Source organism: Steroidobacter cummioxidans, assembly GCF_003104955.1.
The window spans coordinates 20,108-38,334 of the sequence record NZ_LSRW01000050.1 but is presented as its reverse complement, the minus strand read 5'-3'; the positions used below and the strand labels follow the sequence as shown (position 1 = coordinate 38,334).

Annotated in this window: 13 protein-coding genes; 5 read left to right on the top strand and 8 right to left on the bottom strand. The window is 61.0% G+C overall.

The features are described from left to right. Positions 1-15: 15 nt before the first annotated feature. The 6 genes from D0550_RS22710 to D0550_RS22685 form a co-directional block, all read right to left on the bottom strand. Positions 16-1,260, bottom strand: a complete 1,245-nt coding sequence (locus tag D0550_RS22710; protein WP_349770736.1) for a TonB-dependent receptor domain-containing protein — start codon at positions 1,258-1,260, stop codon at positions 16-18. Beyond that, entirely contained in the window at positions 1,173-2,855 is a 1,683-nt protein-coding gene (locus D0550_RS22705) for a TonB-dependent receptor plug domain-containing protein (protein ID WP_422664264.1), read from the bottom strand. The genes D0550_RS22710 and D0550_RS22705 overlap by 88 nt, the downstream gene beginning before the upstream one ends. A 202-nt stretch (positions 2,856-3,057) precedes the next feature. Next, positions 3,058-5,130, bottom strand: coding sequence for an alpha/beta hydrolase-fold protein (locus tag D0550_RS22700; RefSeq protein WP_116811475.1), 2,073 nt, complete (start codon positions 5,128-5,130; stop codon positions 3,058-3,060). Further along, positions 5,127-6,335 (bottom strand): ChaN family lipoprotein, encoded by a 1,209-nt coding sequence (locus D0550_RS22695; RefSeq protein ID WP_153067280.1) that lies wholly within the window; start codon positions 6,333-6,335, stop codon positions 5,127-5,129. Before D0550_RS22695 ends, D0550_RS22700 begins: the two co-directional genes overlap by 4 nt. A gap of 8 nt (positions 6,336-6,343) precedes the next feature. Beyond that, a complete protein-coding gene (locus D0550_RS22690; protein ID WP_161965989.1) occupies positions 6,344-7,510 on the bottom strand; it encodes a ChaN family lipoprotein in 1,167 nt (388 codons plus the stop codon). Between the two features lie 27 nt (positions 7,511-7,537). Next, complete coding sequence (locus tag D0550_RS22685) at positions 7,538-8,704, bottom strand: hypothetical protein (RefSeq protein WP_116811472.1); 1,167 nt, start codon at positions 8,702-8,704, stop codon at positions 7,538-7,540. A 49-nt stretch (positions 8,705-8,753) separates the two neighbouring features. On the opposite strand from D0550_RS22685, the gene D0550_RS22680 reads away from it, so the two are divergent. The 5 genes from D0550_RS22680 to D0550_RS34655 all read left to right on the top strand — a co-directional run bounded on the left by D0550_RS22680 (position 8,754) and on the right by D0550_RS34655 (position 15,892). Then, positions 8,754-9,893: a LacI family DNA-binding transcriptional regulator gene (locus D0550_RS22680; protein ID WP_116811471.1), complete on the top strand. Its 1,140-nt coding sequence runs from the start codon at positions 8,754-8,756 to the stop codon at positions 9,891-9,893. 96 nt (positions 9,894-9,989) lie between these two features. Beyond that, positions 9,990-11,663, top strand: coding sequence for an alpha-glucosidase (locus D0550_RS22675; protein WP_116811470.1), 1,674 nt, complete (start codon positions 9,990-9,992; stop codon positions 11,661-11,663). Between the two features lie 17 nt (positions 11,664-11,680). Beyond that, positions 11,681-13,525 (top strand): glycoside hydrolase family 13 protein, encoded by a 1,845-nt coding sequence (locus D0550_RS22670; RefSeq protein WP_206606474.1) that lies wholly within the window; start codon positions 11,681-11,683, stop codon positions 13,523-13,525. 433 nt (positions 13,526-13,958) lie between these two features. Continuing rightward, the gene (locus tag D0550_RS22660; RefSeq protein ID WP_116811467.1) at positions 13,959-15,512 is read left to right on the top strand and encodes a leucyl aminopeptidase; all 1,554 of its coding nucleotides are present in this window, start codon (positions 13,959-13,961) and stop codon (positions 15,510-15,512) included. A 35-nt stretch (positions 15,513-15,547) separates the two neighbouring features. Beyond that, positions 15,548-15,892, top strand: a complete 345-nt coding sequence (locus D0550_RS34655) for a hypothetical protein (RefSeq protein WP_153067279.1) — start codon at positions 15,548-15,550, stop codon at positions 15,890-15,892. A gap of 332 nt (positions 15,893-16,224) precedes the next feature. Here D0550_RS34655 and D0550_RS22655 read toward each other — a convergent pair whose 3' ends face one another. Then, a complete protein-coding gene (locus D0550_RS22655; protein ID WP_116811466.1) occupies positions 16,225-16,620 on the bottom strand; it encodes a hypothetical protein in 396 nt (131 codons plus the stop codon). A 681-nt stretch (positions 16,621-17,301) separates the two neighbouring features. Further along, complete coding sequence (locus D0550_RS22650; protein WP_206606473.1) at positions 17,302-18,027, bottom strand: hypothetical protein; 726 nt, start codon at positions 18,025-18,027, stop codon at positions 17,302-17,304. Positions 18,028-18,227: the final 200 nt, after the last annotated feature.

The following is an 18,227-nucleotide window of genomic DNA, read 5'->3' as shown; positions in this document are numbered from 1 at the left end:
CTACGGAGCTGGAAGCTAGAGGCGATAGTTGATGCCGATCAGGAACTGACGGCCGTATTCCTGATAGGTCTGCTGCCGCCACTCGTCTGTCGCATAGGCGATGTAAGGCTCGTTGGTGAGATTGTTGATCTGGAACAACACCGACAGTCCTTTGAACATGCCGTCGCCGAACTCGTAACCGAGCTGTGCGTCGGTGATCTGGTCGCCCTTGACGTACTTGAGCGCGCGCTCATTCGCAAAGTCGGTGATCTCGCCGATATATTTGGAGCGTGAGCGTGTCGCGACTCGGGCCGAGAAGCCGGCGATCTCGTAGTAAGCGGTCGCACTCCAGACGGTCTTGGACAGCCCCGGCAGCGGAATCTTGCCCAGCCCGTTGCCGCCGATATAGTTATTGCCTGGCAGATCTTCGATGGTGATGCTGCTGTCGGTAGTCGCGAAGCTGAGGATCGTTCCCAAGCCGCGCAGTTTGTCACTGAACAGCTCTCCGGTCAGCGACATTGCCAGTTCCACGCCTCGCAGATTGCCACCCTCGCCATTGCGAGGCTGCGTGTACAAGCCAGTCATCGCAGCGATTGGCGGACACACATCGTCGCTGGGATCGTTCGGATCGCCCAGGTCGCCCTGAAAGCAATACGGCAGATCGGCGAGGAACTCGCTGAAATCGTGCCGGGCATCGGTTCGAGTGTAGATGTAAGTCTTGAGTTTCTTGTAGAACGCCGCCGCCGACACATAGGCGCCCGGGCCGAAATATTTCTCGTAGGAAACGTCGAACGCATCGGCGCGCCACGGATCGAGCTCCGGGTTGCCACCAACACCGCTAGGCACCAGGCCGCCGTTTTGGACGCTGGCCCCCTGCTCGCTCGACGCCTTGAGCTGATCCATACGAGGACGGGCGATTTCACGCGCGATGCTCACACGCAGCGCCTGCTCGGCAGGCAACTCCAACGCGAGATTGATGGCGGGCAGCACATCGGTGAACTTCTTGCCTGCAGAGAACGGCTCGATGACGTTGCGAGCGGCGTTTCTACGCAGCGCACTCGAGCTCTGATCGGTGCTGACAACTTGCACGCCAAGGTTGCCCCGCAGTGTTGTCGTTGCGGACAGATGTTGCACGATGTCACTGCGCACATACGCCGTGCTCACCTCTTCATCGACGCGCCAGTTCTTGCCGATCAAGTATTCGAAGCCTGGCGTCGTCGCATCTCCATAGGTAATCGGCTCATAGTATGCGCCGACCACCGCCGGCACGTTCCACGCCAGGATCGGGCCCGTGCTCGCGTAGGAAAGATTGGCGGNNTGGCGGGATTGAGCAGATACTGCGAATCGACCTGGTAGAAACGATTGTCGATGGTCACGAGCGGCGACTCGGGCTGCAGCTTGCTCTTGGCGCGGTCCGAATAGTTGAAGCCCACGGCGAGCGTCTCGATCCAGCCATCGAAGCTCCGCTTCACATCGACGCGTGCCGACTTCAGCTCGTCCTCGACGTGCGGCTTCTTGGTGTAGCCGGCGCCGTAGATGCTCGGGCCGAGCCGCACGCCCGCGGGATCGGCGTAGTTGCGTGAGAAGCTCAAGTGCGGCATCGCGTCCGGTGAGACGCGGAACCAGCCGGAGTCGTAGACATATCGCGGCGCTCCGGGCGCTGCCGAGCTCAACGGCTCGTATTGCGCGTTGGTCTCGAAGTGCAACTCTTCGCGCTCGGCCTTCGAGTAACTCACGTCGGCGGCGAGCGTCCAGGCGCCCGCGACCCACTGATTATTCCAGCCCGTCGAGAGGATGCTGTCCTCGGTCCGGTAAAGAAAGTTTCGCACCAGTGGGATGCGCTGATTGAGGTTCGCGGCAACGACGGTACCGTTGATGACGGTCGGATTCGAATAGCCGAAGATCGTGCCGTCGGGGAACGTGCCGTCACAGCACGGCGCCGGGAAGCTCGCCAGATTCACTTCGAGGCTACGCGCGTTGTCTATCTGGCGACGCTTCGTGTAGTAAACATCGAGCAGGCTGGTGAAGGAATCGGTCGGGCGCCATTCGATAGCGGCCATCGCACCGTCACGCCGATTCTTACCCATGTCGGCGCGGATCTTCATGCCATCGGTGATGAACGCGTCGGGCGCTACGCCGGGATTCATCACGCCTGTCGGATTCATCGGCCCGGCATCGGGAGTGCCATTCGCATGCCAGGGCTCGTACGTTCCCGCGCCACGAATGGCCAGCGGAGATTCCAATCGCGCCACGCCGAAGGTCACGCCGAGCCGGTTGTCGAAGAACTGATCGATGTATGAAAAGCTGGCGCGATAGCCATCCTCCTTCGAATCGGCTCCGAGCTCTCCCTGCGAGTTGCGCTCACCGCGAATGTTGAACGCAAGCGCGCGGCGCGCATGTTCGAGCGGTCGGGTGGTACGCAAATCGATCGTGCCAGCCAATCCCTGCCCCACCAGCCCGGCATCTGGCGTTTTGTAGACGACCACCGAACTGAGCAGCTCCGAGGGGTACTGATCGAACTCGACGCTGCGATTGTCGCCGGTGCTGACCTGCTCGCGACCGTTCAACAATGCGGTCGTAAATCCGGGATCTGTGCCGCGCAGACTGATCGCTGACGCCCGGCCCTCCGCACGCTGCGCGGTCAAGCCTGGCAAACGAGAAATGGAATCGGCAATGCTGGTATCGGGGAGCTTGCCGATGTCTTCGGCGGACACCGCTTCGACGATGCTGCCCGAATCGCGCTTGAGCGAGATGGCATCGACGAGGCCCTGGCGAATGCCAGTGACGAGGATGGTTTCGAGAACATCCTTCGAGTTCGCCTCATTCGACGACGACGCAACGTCCTGCGCGCTCGCGGCCACTGTTGCGAGCAACATCGAACAACCCAATACCGTGGATCGAGTTTCGAGCGCGCGCGCGGACCGCGCACGACGGGCGTACGTAGAAACTTTCATCTTGTGATCCCCCTGCTAAGCGGACAGAGCTGCGCGTTCGCCGCTATTTAATGAGTCGTCGCGCGCATACTAGCGAAGCCAGTTGCGTGGACAATGTTTTGCAAACGTATTCATTGCGCTCGTTTCATTGTTTCGAGAGCAGAAAGCGCAGCGGAACATCGATGCGTGCGCGCCAGGCAGCCTCATCGTGGCGCGCCCCCTCAAACGTCTTGCTCATCCAGTTCACGTCACGTCGATAGCCGCGCGCTTGCATCTGCTCATCGACACGGACTTGGTACGGCGCGTACTGACCATCGAGCTCCACGGTGCCGTGATCGAAGTAGATTCGATGCGTGCTCGGGTCAGGCAGCCTGCCGCGCAAATACTCGACAACCAATCCATCGCCGATCGGCCAATGCGTCGACAGACAACCTGCGCCGCCGAATGTCTCGGGGTACTCGGTCATCGCGTACAGTGAAATGAGCCCGCCCATGGATGAGCCCATGATGAAGGTGTCGTCGCGTCCCACGCTCGTGCGGTACTCGCGATCGATGAAGAGCTTCAGCTCCGTGACCAGAAACTTCAGATATGAATCCGCCACCCAGGTCGGGCTCGGCGTTTCCGGTTGCCGCTGTCGCACTGTCTCCATCAGTGCCGTCTCGAACTGCGTGCCACGGGCCCATTCGACTGCCTTCTGCGGCATGTATTCCTCGCGACGGCGGGACGTGTTCGCCACGGTCACCACAATGGCTTCGCGTATCGCACCTTCGGCGATCAGCCGCGTCATCGCCTCGTCCACGCCCCAGTCCGTCTGGTTCATGGAGGTCCGAGGATCGAACACATTCTGGCCATCGTGCATGTACAGCACCGGGTAGCGGCGCGCCGTGTCACGCGTATAGGAAGGTGGCAGCCACACCCACACATCGCGAGGTGCGACAAATCGCGACTGAACCTTTCCATACTTTTTCACATCACCGGTGATGCCCGCGCCAGTGACTGCCACAGGGGCGCTCGACACTGCCGGCGTACCGACAACCACCCGGGCGTATCGCTTGGGAATATCCGCATAGTCGCGAATCCGCTGCTGATACTCCTGCAGCGACTTGGGCCGCGCGCTCATGTCCGGGTCGGGAAACTGACGGTGCGCCTCGGGCCAGTTCTGTTCGGTGAGAAATCCTTCGTCAACCGTACAGCCTTCGTACTCGGAGAACGGTTTCTCGTAAACGTAGCCATCCGCCAGATCGCGCAGACGGAAGTCCGTGTAGCCAATGGAATGGAAGCTGTCGTCAGCTAGCGCGCCCATGGGCGTGTCCGCAAGATCGAAACCCACGCGCTTGTCCGTGAACCGCGCCATCACCTGATCTACTGCGCCTTTCGCTGGATACACCAGCTCGCGCGGCCCACCGGTACGGCCGTCGAGCGCCCGGTGCAGCATGATGAAGAACACGCGCGTCGGTGCCATCTGCACCAGAAGGTTGCCCATGTAGCGATCCTCCAGGCGATAGAAGCCCTCGGACAGATAGTCGTTCACGGGCTGCCGATAACGAGTGAACGCGTGGACGCTGCCGGTGAGAATCAGGATCTTCTCCTGCTTCTCGAGGATTTCCCGGCGCAGCAGGTCGGCGCGATAGCGCTCCGAATTGCCCTTGTGGAACACGCGCCCGACGTTGACGGGCGTGCGGATACCCGTATAGCCCTCCCAGTTGAATTTGTAACTCAGATTGAGGATGCGGAACTTGCGCGCACCAGCCGGCAGCGAACGGTTGAGCTCCCAGGCGACGCGGTAGATGTCCATGTATTCCTTGAACGCCCAGCCGACGTTGTAGTTGAACATCAGGCGTCGGGCGACTGCCTCGTCGTAGCGCTCCCCAGTGACCAGCGCGTCGAGCGCCGCCTGATCCTCGCTTGCGCCGAACTCCATGCCGAAGTTGTACACGCCCGCCTTGTACAGCAACGGAATCAGCCGTTGCGCCAGCATCAGGTTGTGCTTGATTCGATGATCCTCGCCGAGCAGAACGATGTCGTTTCGATCGAACTTGCTCGTGATGTATTGCTCCGGCGTTTGCCAGTGCGCTTGGAGGTAGTCGCCAAGTTGCTTCGCCTCGGCCTCCGACAGCGGCGTCGGTGTACGCGCGGGCGCCGACGCCAACGCGACGGCATTCGTCAAAGCGAGCGCCACGGCGAACAACGCGGACAATGTGATTCGGAACTTCTTCATGGATGACTCGTGAGTTCTTCTTCCGATGCGAATGACTTGATCAGCAAGCGATAGCGCTTCGCGACATCGCCGGCCTCCTCGAGCTTGTGCAGATACTCGCGGGGCGTGGCCGGCCAGGGATCGAGCGGTGGAAAGTCGGGATAGCGTCGGCGGGTCTCCTGCCAGTTCGCTGCCGTGACGAAGCCAGGATCCACCGTACAGCTCTCGAACTCGCTCAGCGGCCTCTCATATATATAGCCGTCCGCCAGATCGCCCAGTCGCAGATCGGGATGCCCGATCGCGTAATAACTGTGGTCACGCAGCTCGCCCAGCGGCGTATCGACCAGATCGAACCCGACACGCCGGCCAGGCAAGCGCGACATGACCTGCTCGACCGCGCCGTCCGCCGGATGCAATAGCTCGGCCCCACCGCCAGTCTGGCTGTCGAAGGCCCGATGCAATTGGATCGTGAACACCTTCGTTGGGACCTGCTGGTACAGCAAGCCGCCCATGTATCGCGTTTCCAGCCTGTAAAAGCCGACCGAGAGATAATCGTCGACCGGCTGCGCATAGCGCGTGAACGCATGACTGTTGCCGGCCAGGATCAGAATCTTCTCGCCCTTCGCGAGAATCTCGCGCCGTACCACTTCGGCGCGATACACCTCCGGGTTGCCACGAAAGTGCACTCGCGCGAAGACTTCAGGCGTGCGATTGCCCGCATAGGCCGACCAGTCGTACTGGTAACTCAGATTCAGCACCCGAAATTTGCGAGCACCGGGCGGCAGCGACCGATTCAAGTTCCAGGCGGCCCGATAGATATCCATGTACTCGCGGTACGGCCAACCGACGTTGTAGTTGAACATGAGGCGTCGCGCGCGCGTCGCGTCGTAACGCTTGGCGGTGACGAGCTCATCCAACTCGGACTGATCCTCGCTCGCACCGAATTCCATGCCCAGGGTGTAGACGCCCGCCTGATACAGCAGCGGTACCAAGCGCTGCACGAGCAACAGGTTGTGCTTGATCGCATGATCCTCGGCCAGGAACACGACGTCGTATCGGGCGAGCTTGTTCACCACATATTGCTCGGGCGTGTCCGCATGAGCGGCAACGTAGCCTGCCAGCTCGCTGGCTTGCTGATCGCTCAGCGGCGCGCGAGCGACGGCCGACGTCGACCAGCACGCTAGACAAGCGATCAAAGGTAACAGCGAGTGCTTCATGGACGGCATGCGATCGATCAACGCACGCGCCGATAGAAGGAGCGAACATCAGCGAACTCGCGAATGCTGCGTCGATAAGCCTCCAGACTCTGCGGACGCGAGTCGAGATCTGGGAAGGCAGGATGCTGTCGCTGTGCCTCGGGCCAGTTGGCGTCGGTGAGAAATGCTTCGTCGATCGTGCAGCCTTCGGCCGCACGAAACGGTTTCACGAATACATAACCGTCCGCGAGGTCTCGCAACCGGAAATCCGGATATCCGATCGCGAAGTAACTGTCGTCGCGCAGCTCGCCGAGCGGCGTGCCGACCAGATCGAAGCCCACGGGCGCATTGCTCCGTCGCGCCATCACCTGTTCGAGCGCACCGCCGGCCGGCTGCACCAGATCGCCCGGCCCACCGGTCTGGCTATAGAAAGGTCGATGCAACAGGATGTTGAACACCTTACCCGGCGCGAGGCGATACAGCAGATTGCCCATGCTGCGATCCTCGAGCCGATAGAACCCTTCGGACAGATAATCGTTCACGGGCAACGCGTATCTCGTATACGCATGCCCCGTGCCCGTGAGAATGAGGATCTTGTCCTGTTTCGCCAGCACCTCGCGGCGAATCAGCTCGACCCGAAAGCGCTCGGTATCGCCCTTCGGAAACACGCGCTCCATGTTGTCGGCGGTCGGCACGCCATTGAAGCCGTCCCAGTCGAACTTGTAGCTGAGATTGAGGATGCGGAACTTGCGAGCGCCGGCTGGCAGCGATCGGTTGAGCTGCCAGGCGACACGATAGATGTCCATGTACTCCTTGAATGCCCAACCCACGTTGTAGTTGAACATCAGGCGACGCGCGACCGCCTCGTCGTAGCGCTCCCCTGTCACCAAAGCATCCAGCGCAGCCTGGTCCTCGCTGGCCCCGAACTCCATGCCGAAGTTGTACACGCCCGCCTTGTACAACAAGGGAATCAGCCGATGTGCGAGCAAGAGGTTGTGCTTGACGCGGTGATCCTCTCCAAGCAGCACGACGTCGTAACGAGCGAACTTGCCGGTGATGTACTGCTCGGGCGTCGCGCCGTGCGATTTGAGGTACGCCGCCAGTTGCCGTGCTTCAGCCTCGGGCAGCAGCGTCGACGCCGCTGCCTTCATGCTCGCGAACATCAGGCAGAACGCGGATAGCAGCAGCGCAAATGGGATACGCATGGATCGGATGTGCATGGCGAAGGAGCTTCAGTTCAGATCGCGATAGCGTTGGCGAATGTCGACGTACTCGCGAATCTTCTGCAGATAGTGTTCGCGCGTCGCCGGCGGCGGATGAATGCCTGGAAAGTCCGGAATCTCTCGCCGGGCCTGAGGCCAGTTCTGTTCGGTGAGAAAGTGCTCATCGATCTGGCAGCCCTGAAAGCGCTCGAACGGCATCTCATAGATGTAGCCGTCGGCCAGATCGCGCAAGCGAAAGTCCGGATGACCGATGGAGTAATAGCTGTCATCGGCCAGTTCGCCGATGGTGCCGGTCAGATCGAAGCCCACCGGCCGGCTGCCGAGTTGCGTCAGCACTTGATCGAGCGCGCCGCCTGCGGGATAGCGCTGCCCACCGAACTTTCCTGGGAACGGTTGATGCAGAACGATCGTCGCGACGCGTCCCGGCGCGAGCCGCTGCAGCCGGTTGCCCAGATGTCGATCCTCCAGGCGCCAGAAGCCATCCGCGTTGTAGTCGGGCAACGGCATTTGATAGCGCGTGAACGCATGCACGCTGCCGGTGAGGACGAGCAGCTTTTCGCCACGCGCCAGGATTTCGCGCTGGACGACGTTCGCACGAAAAGCATCGGCGCTGCCCTTGTGATAGACCTTCGCCATCGCCGCCGGCGTGCGTGCGCCGGTGAAGCTTGCGTAGTCGTAGCGATAACTCAGATTGAGAATGCGGAACTTGCGCGCCCCGGGCGGCAGCGACCGGTTGAGCTGCCAGGCGGCGCGGTAGATGTCCATGTACTCCTGGAACGCCCAACCCACGTTGTAACTGAACATGATGCGGCGGGCCTGGGCTTCGTCATAGCGCGCGCCGGTCACCAGCGCGTCGAGCGCCGCCTGATCCTCGTTCGCGCCGAATTCCATACCGAAGTTGTAGACGCCGGCCTGATGCAAGAGTGGAATCAGTCGCTGGGCCAGCAGCAAGTTGTGCCGGAGCGCGTGCTCCTCGGCCAGCAGCACGACATCGACCCGCTCGAACTTGTTCACGACATATTGTTCGGGCGTGCTGACAACGCTGGCCAGCTGCTTCGCCAACTGCTCCGCTGTCGCGGACGAAAGCGGACGTGGTGCTGCGTCGGTTGTTAAAGCAATGAGCAATGCCGCGCCGATGCAGGCGAGCGTGCGCAAGCGACGTAACGCTGCGACCATTGTCCCCCTCACTTCATTCTTGTCGTAAGCTCAGTGTAGGAGCGCGACCATGACCGAACAATCCTTTGCAAACGTATTCAACGATCGCCTCGAGCCGACGCCGGCTAGCATCGAACCGGCTGGAAGCACACCAGCCTTAGAAGAAGACAACGTGTCGCCGAAGACGCGCAAGCCCACCTCGCTGGACATAGCCGAGATCGCGAAGGTCTCGCAAGCAACCGTTTCGCGCGCCTTGCGCGGTAGCCCATTGGTCAACGCCGAGACCCGAGACCGCGTGCTCGAGATCGCGCGTCGACTCCACTACCGCACCGACCGCAGCGCCGCCGGGCTGCGCTCGCGGCGAAGCGGCACGCTCGCGCTGTTGCTGTTCGAAGAGTCGCGCGATGAGGGGCAGATCAACTCATTCTTCCTGTCGATGCTCGGTCACATCACCCACAGCGCGGCCCGTCGCGGCTTCGATCTGCTGTTGTCGTTCCAACAGCTCAGTGACGACTGGCATACGGACTACGAGGTGAGCAACCGCGCCGATGGACTGATCCTGCTCGGCTACGGCGACTACCTCGTGTACCTGGAACGATTGCGGCGCTTCGCCGAGCTCAGTGCTCATTTCGTCGTCTGGGGTCCGATGATCGACAGCCGACCCGGCCACTTCGTTTCCTGCGACAACGTGCTCGGCGCGCAGCTGGCGGTGGAGCATCTGTTGAAGATCGGTCGGCGCAGCATCGCCTTTATCGGCAGTGCGCTGGACCGCAGCCCCGAATTCCAGCGACGCCACAGCGGCTACGTGCAGGCATTGCGTGCGGCCGGCCTCGAGCCGAATCCGAGATTGCATCGCGAAGCCCGCAGCCTGGAAGCAGAAGGTTATCGGGCCGGCATCGAGTTGCTGGATACGCAAGCGCATTTCGACGCCGTGTTCACGGCCAGCGACTTGATCGCAATGGGCCTGGTCCGCGCCCTGCAAGATCGCGGACTGCGAGTTCCTGAAGGCGTCGCTGTGGTCGGCTTCGACGACATCGGCCCGGCCGCACATTTCAATCCGCCGCTCACGACGGTGCGACAGGATACGGTGCTGGCCGGCGAGTATCTGGTCGACAACCTCATCAAGCTGATCGAAGGACAGCGAGTCGAATCTCGCGTAATCACGCCCGAGCTCGTGGTGCGAGCATCCTGTGGCGCGCGGACAGTTTGATCGTCGCTGTCCTCGACACTGCAATCGTATTCAACGATCGGAATGACTCGATGCGCTTCACAATGCTGCATCGACATTCGGGGACAGGGAAATACGATGCAGGCGCCTTCCACAAGTGCTGGAGCTTCGGTGCAGCCGCCATGGTGGCGCGGTGCCGTCATCTATCAGATCTACCCGCGCAGCTTCGCCGACGCGAATGGCGATGGCACGGGCGATCTGGCCGGCATCAGCTCGCGACTCGACTATCTGGCCGAGCTGGGCATCGACGCGGTGTGGATCTCGCCGTTCTTCAAGTCGCCGATGAAGGACTTCGGCTATGACATCAGCGACTACCGGCAGATCGATCCGATCTTCGGCACCTTGGAACATTTCGACACGCTGCTCGATGCAGCCCATCGCCGCGGCATTCGCGTGATCATCGATCAAGTTCTCAGCCACACTTCCGACGAGCACGCGTGGTTCCAGGCCAGCAGACAAGCCCGCACCGGCGACAAGGCCGATTGGTATGTGTGGGCCGATCCGCGCCCGGATGGCACGCCACCCAACAACTGGCTGTCGATCTTCGGTGGCTCCGCCTGGCAGTGGGAATCGAGGCGCGGCCAGTACTATCTGCACAACTTCCTGCCGAGCCAGCCGGATCTGAACTTCCATCACCCCGCCGTGGCTCAGCAGGTGCTCGCGGAAGTCGAATTCTGGCTGGAGCGCGGTGTCGATGGGCTGCGCCTGGATGCGATCAACTTCTGTTGTCACGATCCGCTGCTACGAGACAATCCGCCCAAGCCTGCGCATCTGCGCACCGGACGCGGCTACGCCGCCGACAATCCGTACGCCTTTCAATTCCATCTGCACGACAACACGCGCCCGGAGAACCTGGCGTTTCTGGAAGCGCTGCGCCGCCTGGTCGATCGCTATCCGTCGGCAGTGACTCTCGGCGAGCTCTCCTGCGAGAACCCACTGGAAGCTTTGGTCCAGTACACGAGCGGCACTGGACGCCTGCACATGGCCTATAACTTCGAGCTGCTGGTGGACACTCTGTCGCTGCCCCACATCCGCAACGTCATCGAGACCTTGGAAGCCAGGTCGCAGGACTGCTGGCCTTGTTGGGCCATTGGCAATCACGATGTTCGCCGCGTGATCTCGCGATGGTCGGATGGCGAGGCACCGCAACCGCGCGCGAAGCTGTTGAATGCGTTTCTTGCCTCGCTCAAAGGCACCATCTGCAGCTATCAGGGCGAAGAGCTTGGATTGACGGAAGCCGAACTGCCCAGAGAAGCGTTGCAAGATCCGTATGGCATCGCTTTCTGGCCCACATTCAAAGGGCGCGACGGCTGTCGCACTCCCATGCCTTGGACGGACAAAGACGCAGCGTGCGGCTTCTCGAGCGCAATGCCTTGGCTACCGATCCCGCCCGAGCATCGTGCGCTCGCCGTCAACACGCAGATGTCGACGGTGGATTCGGTCCTGAACGCCTATCGCACGTTCCTGCGTTGGCGACGACTCCATCCGGCGCTGCGCTTTGGCGGCATCCGCTTCATCGATTCGCCTGCCGACTCACTGTGTTTCGTCCGAGACTACGCTGGCCAGCAGCTGCTCGCCTGCTTTAACTTCGCCCGCTCCCCGTGCACGCTTCGCTTGCCGAGCAGAACGTCTCTCGAAGTCCTCATCGGTCACGGATTTTCTCGCGCCGCTGTGGATCGGCAAGCGGTGACGATTCCTGCTTGCGGAGCGTTCTTCGCCTATGTCGGCGGCAGCGGCTTCTCCACTCGTTGAATAATATGAAGAATCTCATGAGACCTTGGCTGGCAATTGCACTGCTTTTGGGGATGGTCGCGACGGCGAGCGCGCAACGCATCGAACACGTGGAACCGACCTCGTGGTGGACGGGCATGCGCGACAGCCGCCTACAGCTCATGGTTCATGGCGAGCGCATCGCGGAGCTCGAGCCCGCAGTGAAATATTCTGGCGTGACGCTGGGCACGGTCACCCGCACCGACAATCCGAATTATCTATTCATCGATCTGTCGCTCGCGCCGGGCACGCCGCCGGGCAAGTTCAACATAGAGTTTCGACGCAACGGCCGTACGGTGCTCAAACATGAGTACCAGCTGCATGCTCGCAATCCTGCTGCCGGCTCGGGCTTCGGGCCGCAGGACGTTATTTATCTGATCACTCCCGACCGTTTCGTCAATCGCGAGTCGCGTAACGACAATGTTTCGGGCTATTTGGAGAAAGCCAACCGCACCGACCCGCAAGGTCGTCACGGCGGTGACCTCGCCGGCGTGCGCTCGCAGCTGGATTACATCGCCGACATGGGATTCACGCAGATCTGGCTCAATCCCGTGCTCCAGAACAATCAGCCTGAGGCGTCCTATCACGGCTACGCCGCGACCGACTTCTACTCGATCGACGCTCGCTTCGGCGACAACGAGCTGTACCGCTCGCTATCCGCCGCCGCACGTGAGAGTGGCATCGGGTTAATTAAGGACATCGTGCTGAACCACTGCGGCTCTGAGCATTGGTGGATGCGAGATCTGCCAGCTCGCGATTGGATCAACCATGGCGGCCACTTTGCTCCCACCAGCCACAATCAGGAGAGCCTGCTGGATCCCCATGGCAGCGAAGCGGATCGAGCCGCGCTGCGCGACGGCTGGTTCGTGCCGACCATGCCGGACCTCAATCAACGCAACCCCTTACTGTCCACTTACCTGATCCAGAATACGCTGTGGTGGATCGAATACGCCGGCCTGTCCGGTCTGCGCGTGGACACCTGGCCCTACTCCGACCGCGCCTTTCTCACCGAATGGACCCGTCGAGTGCTGGAGGAATATCCGCGCTTGGGCATCGTGGGCGAAGCGTGGCACGAGAATCCGGCGATGGTGGCCTACTGGCAACGCGACGCGGTTCGTGCCGACGGCTACGTGTCTCATCTGCCCAGCCTGTTCGATTTTCCGCTGCAAGTTGCGCTCTCACGAGGATTGCTGGAGCAGGAAGACGGCCCGACCACCGGCCTGACGCGCATCTATCGAGCGCTGGCCAACGACTTTCTTTATCCGGAGCCGAACAACCTCGTCATCTTTCCTGACAACCACGACATGAGCCGCGTGTTCACGCAGCTGGGAGAGGATCTGGACCTGTATAAGATGGCCATCGGATTCGTGCTCACGACGCGTGGCATTCCCCAGCTCTACTACGGGTCGGAGCTGCTCATGAGCCATCCCGGCACCGATGCGCACGGAGCGATTCGCAGCGATTTTCCGGGCGGCTGGCGCAACGATACTGTCAACGGTTTCACCGGCGCGGGTTTGTCCGAAGCCCAACGCTCGGCCCAAGACTTCACTCGCCGCCTGCTGAACTGGCGCAAGCGGACGCCTGCGATCAAGCACGGCCGCCTGTCGCACTATGCGCCATCGAACGGCACCTATGTGTACTTCCGCCACAGCGACGCTCAAAAGATCATGATCGTCTTGAACAAGTCCACCAATCCACAGCAATTGGATACCGCACGCTTCAGCGAGATCATCGGCTCCGACCTGCTCGCAACGGATGTCCTTTCGGGTCGACGGTACGACTTGAAGCAGAAGCTGCCATTGACTGGCCGCGGAATCACTGTGCTCGAGTTGAGCGGGAGGTAGTTCCGGAGGAATGCCCAAAGTGCAAGTCTTGACAGCGCCCTCCCCTTGCTAGCTCCAGACATTGCTGTGAAGTGATCCACAAAAGTTGTGGGCAACCCTGTGGATATCTCCCCGCACAGGACCTTTTGCCGTGAAATTCACGTACCCGCATCGCGTGCTCAATCTTTAACCAATCTGTCACGCTGCGAGCGTTGACATGCGCGAGGTGCGCCAGCTTCTCGAGATTCACCGCCGCCATCGCTGGCAGACACTGTATGCAATGTCGTCGCGATGGACGCGCGGCGAACGGATCCGCCCAAGCTGGTGGCATTGCCACGTCAGCGAGCAAAAACTGTGCATTGATCTGGCAATGACAATCCGTCGCGCACGTTTGAGCGGGGCGCCGGTACAATCGCCCGTGTCATTGGCCATCTAAACACTAGAGCGAGATACGATGCGAGGACTAGTACGGCTTGTTCCTGCCTTGCTGCTGACCTTAGGCGCCACCACGGCGTCGGCACAGCGAGAAATCAAATTCGCCCCCTATGCAGTGCCATCCTCCGGGACCATTGCTCTTTCCGTGCGGCAGGATGTGCCACAGGAAGGCGCGTTCGCGGAAGTTGATGCAGCGGTCGGTGGCGCCCTGAGGCGTGCTGTGACGTCGATGAACTACCGCGGCGAGCGGGACAGAGTGCTCGACCTGGGCGGCGTCGGACCTTACGAGCGTGTCATCTTGATTGGCACCGGCAACGAGGCCGCCACTGCACGCATCCTCGAGGATGTCGGCGGGTGGGTTGGCCAGGTGGCCGCCCGTAGCCCAGTCAAGCGTGTCGAGATCTTGTGGCCGGGCTCTGAAGCCGATGCCGGCGCGCATTTGGCCTTCGGCGCTGAGCTCGGACAGTATCGCTTCACTAAATATCGCCAGGTTGCTGCCAATGCGCCGGTGCTCGGCGAAGGCGAGATTGTCGTCCGCACGCCGGCCGGCGACGCTGCCGGTTCGACATACTCAGCGCAGTGGCGGCCGGTAGCCACGGCGGTCAAATTCACCCGCGACCTCATCACCGAGCCCGCCAGCGAGATCTATCCAGAGAGCTTCGTCGAGCGCACACGCGAAGCGTTCCGTGGCGTCGCGAATGTTCGTATCGAAGTGCTGGACGTGCCGGCGATGGAGAAGCTCGGCATGGGCGGCATGCTCAGCGTTGGCAAAGGCAGCGTGCGTCCGCCTCGCCTGCTCGTCGTGCGTTACGACGGTGGCAAGTCGGGCACCGCTCCGTTCGCTTTCGTCGGCAAGGGCATCACCTTCGACAGCGGCGGCGTTTCCATCAAGCCGAACGACGGCATGTGGCGCATGAAGACCGACATGTCCGGCGCAGCCGCCGTCACCGGCGCGGTTCTGGCACTTGCAGGCAGAAAGGCGCCCGTCAATGCAGTCGCGATTGCCGCGCTGGCCGAGAACATGCCCGACGGCGGCGCCTCCCGCCCAGGCGATGTCATCCGCACGATGTCCGGCAGGACGTTCGAGATCATGAGCACCGACGCCGAGGGACGCATGGTGCTGTCGGATGCCGTGTGGTACGCGCAGAAGCAATTCAAGCCCCGCGTCGTCATCGACCTGGCCACGCTCACTGGCGCGATTACTACTGCCTTGGGCGATGACTACGCTGGCCTGTTCTCACGCGACGAGCAGTTGGCCACCCAGCTGATCAGCGCCGGCGAACAGTCCGGCGAGTACCTGTGGCGCATGCCCCTGCACCCCTCGTACGCAAAAGATCTCGAATCACCGATCGCCGACATCCGCAACGGCGCCGGCCGCCCCATGGGCGGTGGCGCCGGTCACGGCGCGCACTTCATCGGATCGTGGATCGAAAGTGGCACGCCGTGGGCGCACCTCGACATCGCCGGCATGGCCTGGCGCGAAGCCGATCCTTTGCCGACCTCGCCTCCCGGTGCCGCTGCGTTCGGCGTTCGGGTGCTCGATCGGTACGTGCGGATGACGACGAGTCAGTGATAGATGAGTCACGCGGGCCGCGACGAGCGGCCCGCGTGGACACCGGCCCGGTACCATGGTTGGCAGGACAGCTACAGGATTTCGTCCGTGCCCGCACGCTCAAGACTGCTGGTCTGTGTGTTGTTGTCGATCCTGACCAGGTCACCTCCTTCGCTGTGGCCAAAAAGCTCGCCGGCATGAAAGAGCTCCACCGCTGGCTGGCGCGAAGTCTGCCCGGTAAGGTGCACTCGCTGGTGCGCGCCAAACCCGAGCAGAACTGGTCGCAAAGGCAACCCTACGTAGATCCGGAATGGCCAGATAAATTCGAGTCATTGTGCGACCGGATGAACGTACCGGCCCCTGTGAGCACCTCATCGCCCGTCGCTCCCGCTTTTCAATGAGCCTTGCCCTTCTGACCGCGAAGGAGAGCGGCGTGGGTTATGTATCTGTTATCAGGTCGCCGTTCTCAACTGAAAAGGCCTCGACGCAGCTTTTGTCGTCATTCCCCTATTCTGGTGCTGGGTCGCTCTCTTGCTCATATCGCTCACTAGCGGAAGCTGGGCTGTCGCTGCGAGATCACCGCAACGGCGTGCCGCAGCCTGCGGAATCGTGCTGACACTAATGTTGATATCGATAGCGGCGATCGAGATGCGATTGATCGCGCAAAGTCCACCGTGGCTGCCCACAGTTAGTGGCTGAACCATTCCTTGACCGTATCATTCCATTTCGGCGGTCACTGAACTTCATACCAGGTCAGAGTGCAAATACCGCTAACGTTCTTTTTCGAGTCGTCGACTGCCCCGTTGATCGGCTGTCCGGTGGCCTTCGCGGCCAACAGCCCGGCGAGAATTTGATTGCGGTGAACATCGTCAGCATACGCAGCAACCAAATAGCCATTGACGTTATACCAATTGTTTGCAGGACACCCGGTTGCATGGATGGCGTCTATCGAACTATTGATCTTGATCCATACCTCTCCGCGGTGTCCAACATTCTGGGCATGGCTGGAATTGACGAAAACCCGCTCCACCACAAGATTGAAAAAACCGATCTCGGCTGCGTGCGTGGTGGGTGCCAGAGCAAACGCCGCCATTGCCAGGGCAATTCGTTTGAGTGATGACATCTTCATCGCAAGCCTCGCCGTAGTACCTGACGGTGTTATCGATACTCAGCCAGCTGACCAACCAATGCCTGCAGGCGGATTACTGAACCCTGTAAATGATTGGGTAGCCATTCGAATCTGTGGTATTCCAGTGAACCGAGACCACCGTACCGGTGACATACGCGGTGAGCAGGAACGCAGACATTTCCTTGTACAGAGGGTTCGACTTGTACAGACAAGCCCACCCTGGCGCGGGCAGTTGGGGCGAAAGTTGCACACAAACGCCTCGATCCGTCAGAGTCGGGTCGCCATTCAGATCGTGCTTGACGATGGTCCCGGCTGCTCCAGCCGCATGAGCTGACTGCCCCGCGATGATTAGTGCCAGTAAAGCGATCGTAGAAAGACTATGTTTCATAGTTGGACACTCGCTCTTGTTAATCCCTGACAGACGACGAATGCGCCTGGTTGATCGATCTGCGGCCGTCGCTGTGACGCCAACGGCTGGGGCCTGACCATTCCTTGACCTTGCATTGCTGATCCATGCCTGCGGCCTGTTTATTTTGTAATCTCAGTTTGAGATGGGCTCCACGCCGCTGTCAACGATCTTTCAGCGCCCGACCCGAAAATCAGGGGATGGACGAATGGAACGCTTGCTCGAGCAACACGCAGCAGGCGATCCATGACGAACGGTGCGCCTGACGATTTTCTCTACCACGAATAGATCAACCGCCAGATGAAAGTTTTCTCGGCCGGGTGCCCCACATTCAGACGCGAGCGGCCGCCACCGAACTGCAGCGTCACGTGCTCGCTCACGTCGAAGTGAATCTGCGGCACGAGGCCATGGCGCCAGCGCCAGCCGTCGCTGATCTCGCTGTTGACCTCCAGACCGAAGGTCAAGCGCTGCGAATAATCGTAAAAGATGCTGTTGTTGACCAGACCGATGTAATCGCCGTCGCCGCGGAAATGAGCATGGCGCAGGCCGACCATGTTGAACACGCTCCATTTCCTGGAGAGACGCGCGCCGTTCAAATAGATCAGATCAGCCGTGTAATCTTTGCTGTTCCGCTCGTAATAGACGATGGCCTGCCAACCATGGATCATCCGGCCATCCAGCAAGGTCCCCGCTGTGCCCTGCACGGCCACCTTGTACTCTTCGAGCGTCGCTCCCTCGAACGGCAGCTCCAACTCCAACGCGTAACCGTCGGCAAAGGCGTACTCGATCTCCGGTGCCCAAGCGGTACCGCCACTTGCATGCTGTACGAGGGCATTGACTTCCAGCTCGCCCTTGTCGGCTCCCAGAGGGCGCACCAGATCGAACAACAGCGGCTCGGGGACGTGCGGTAATTCGCTGCTGACCGCAGCGTCGCCTTCGGGGAACGATACCGAGCCGTCGTCGGGAGGCACCACACTGGCCTGGCTGAACGCCGGCGTCACGAGCAATGCACTGAGTACTGAGCAATTTGTCGCCCGCCGTCGGGCTTCTAGCAACCTCTGCACGCTTTCGAACACTCCCGGCACTCGACGGATCGGCAAAGGCCCTTTCGACCGATGCGTGGCTCCGAAGTTCGATGCAGAGAATGTCGCTAGATGACGCTAGGGCGCTCGACAGAGGGGTATCGCAACACCTCGCCCGC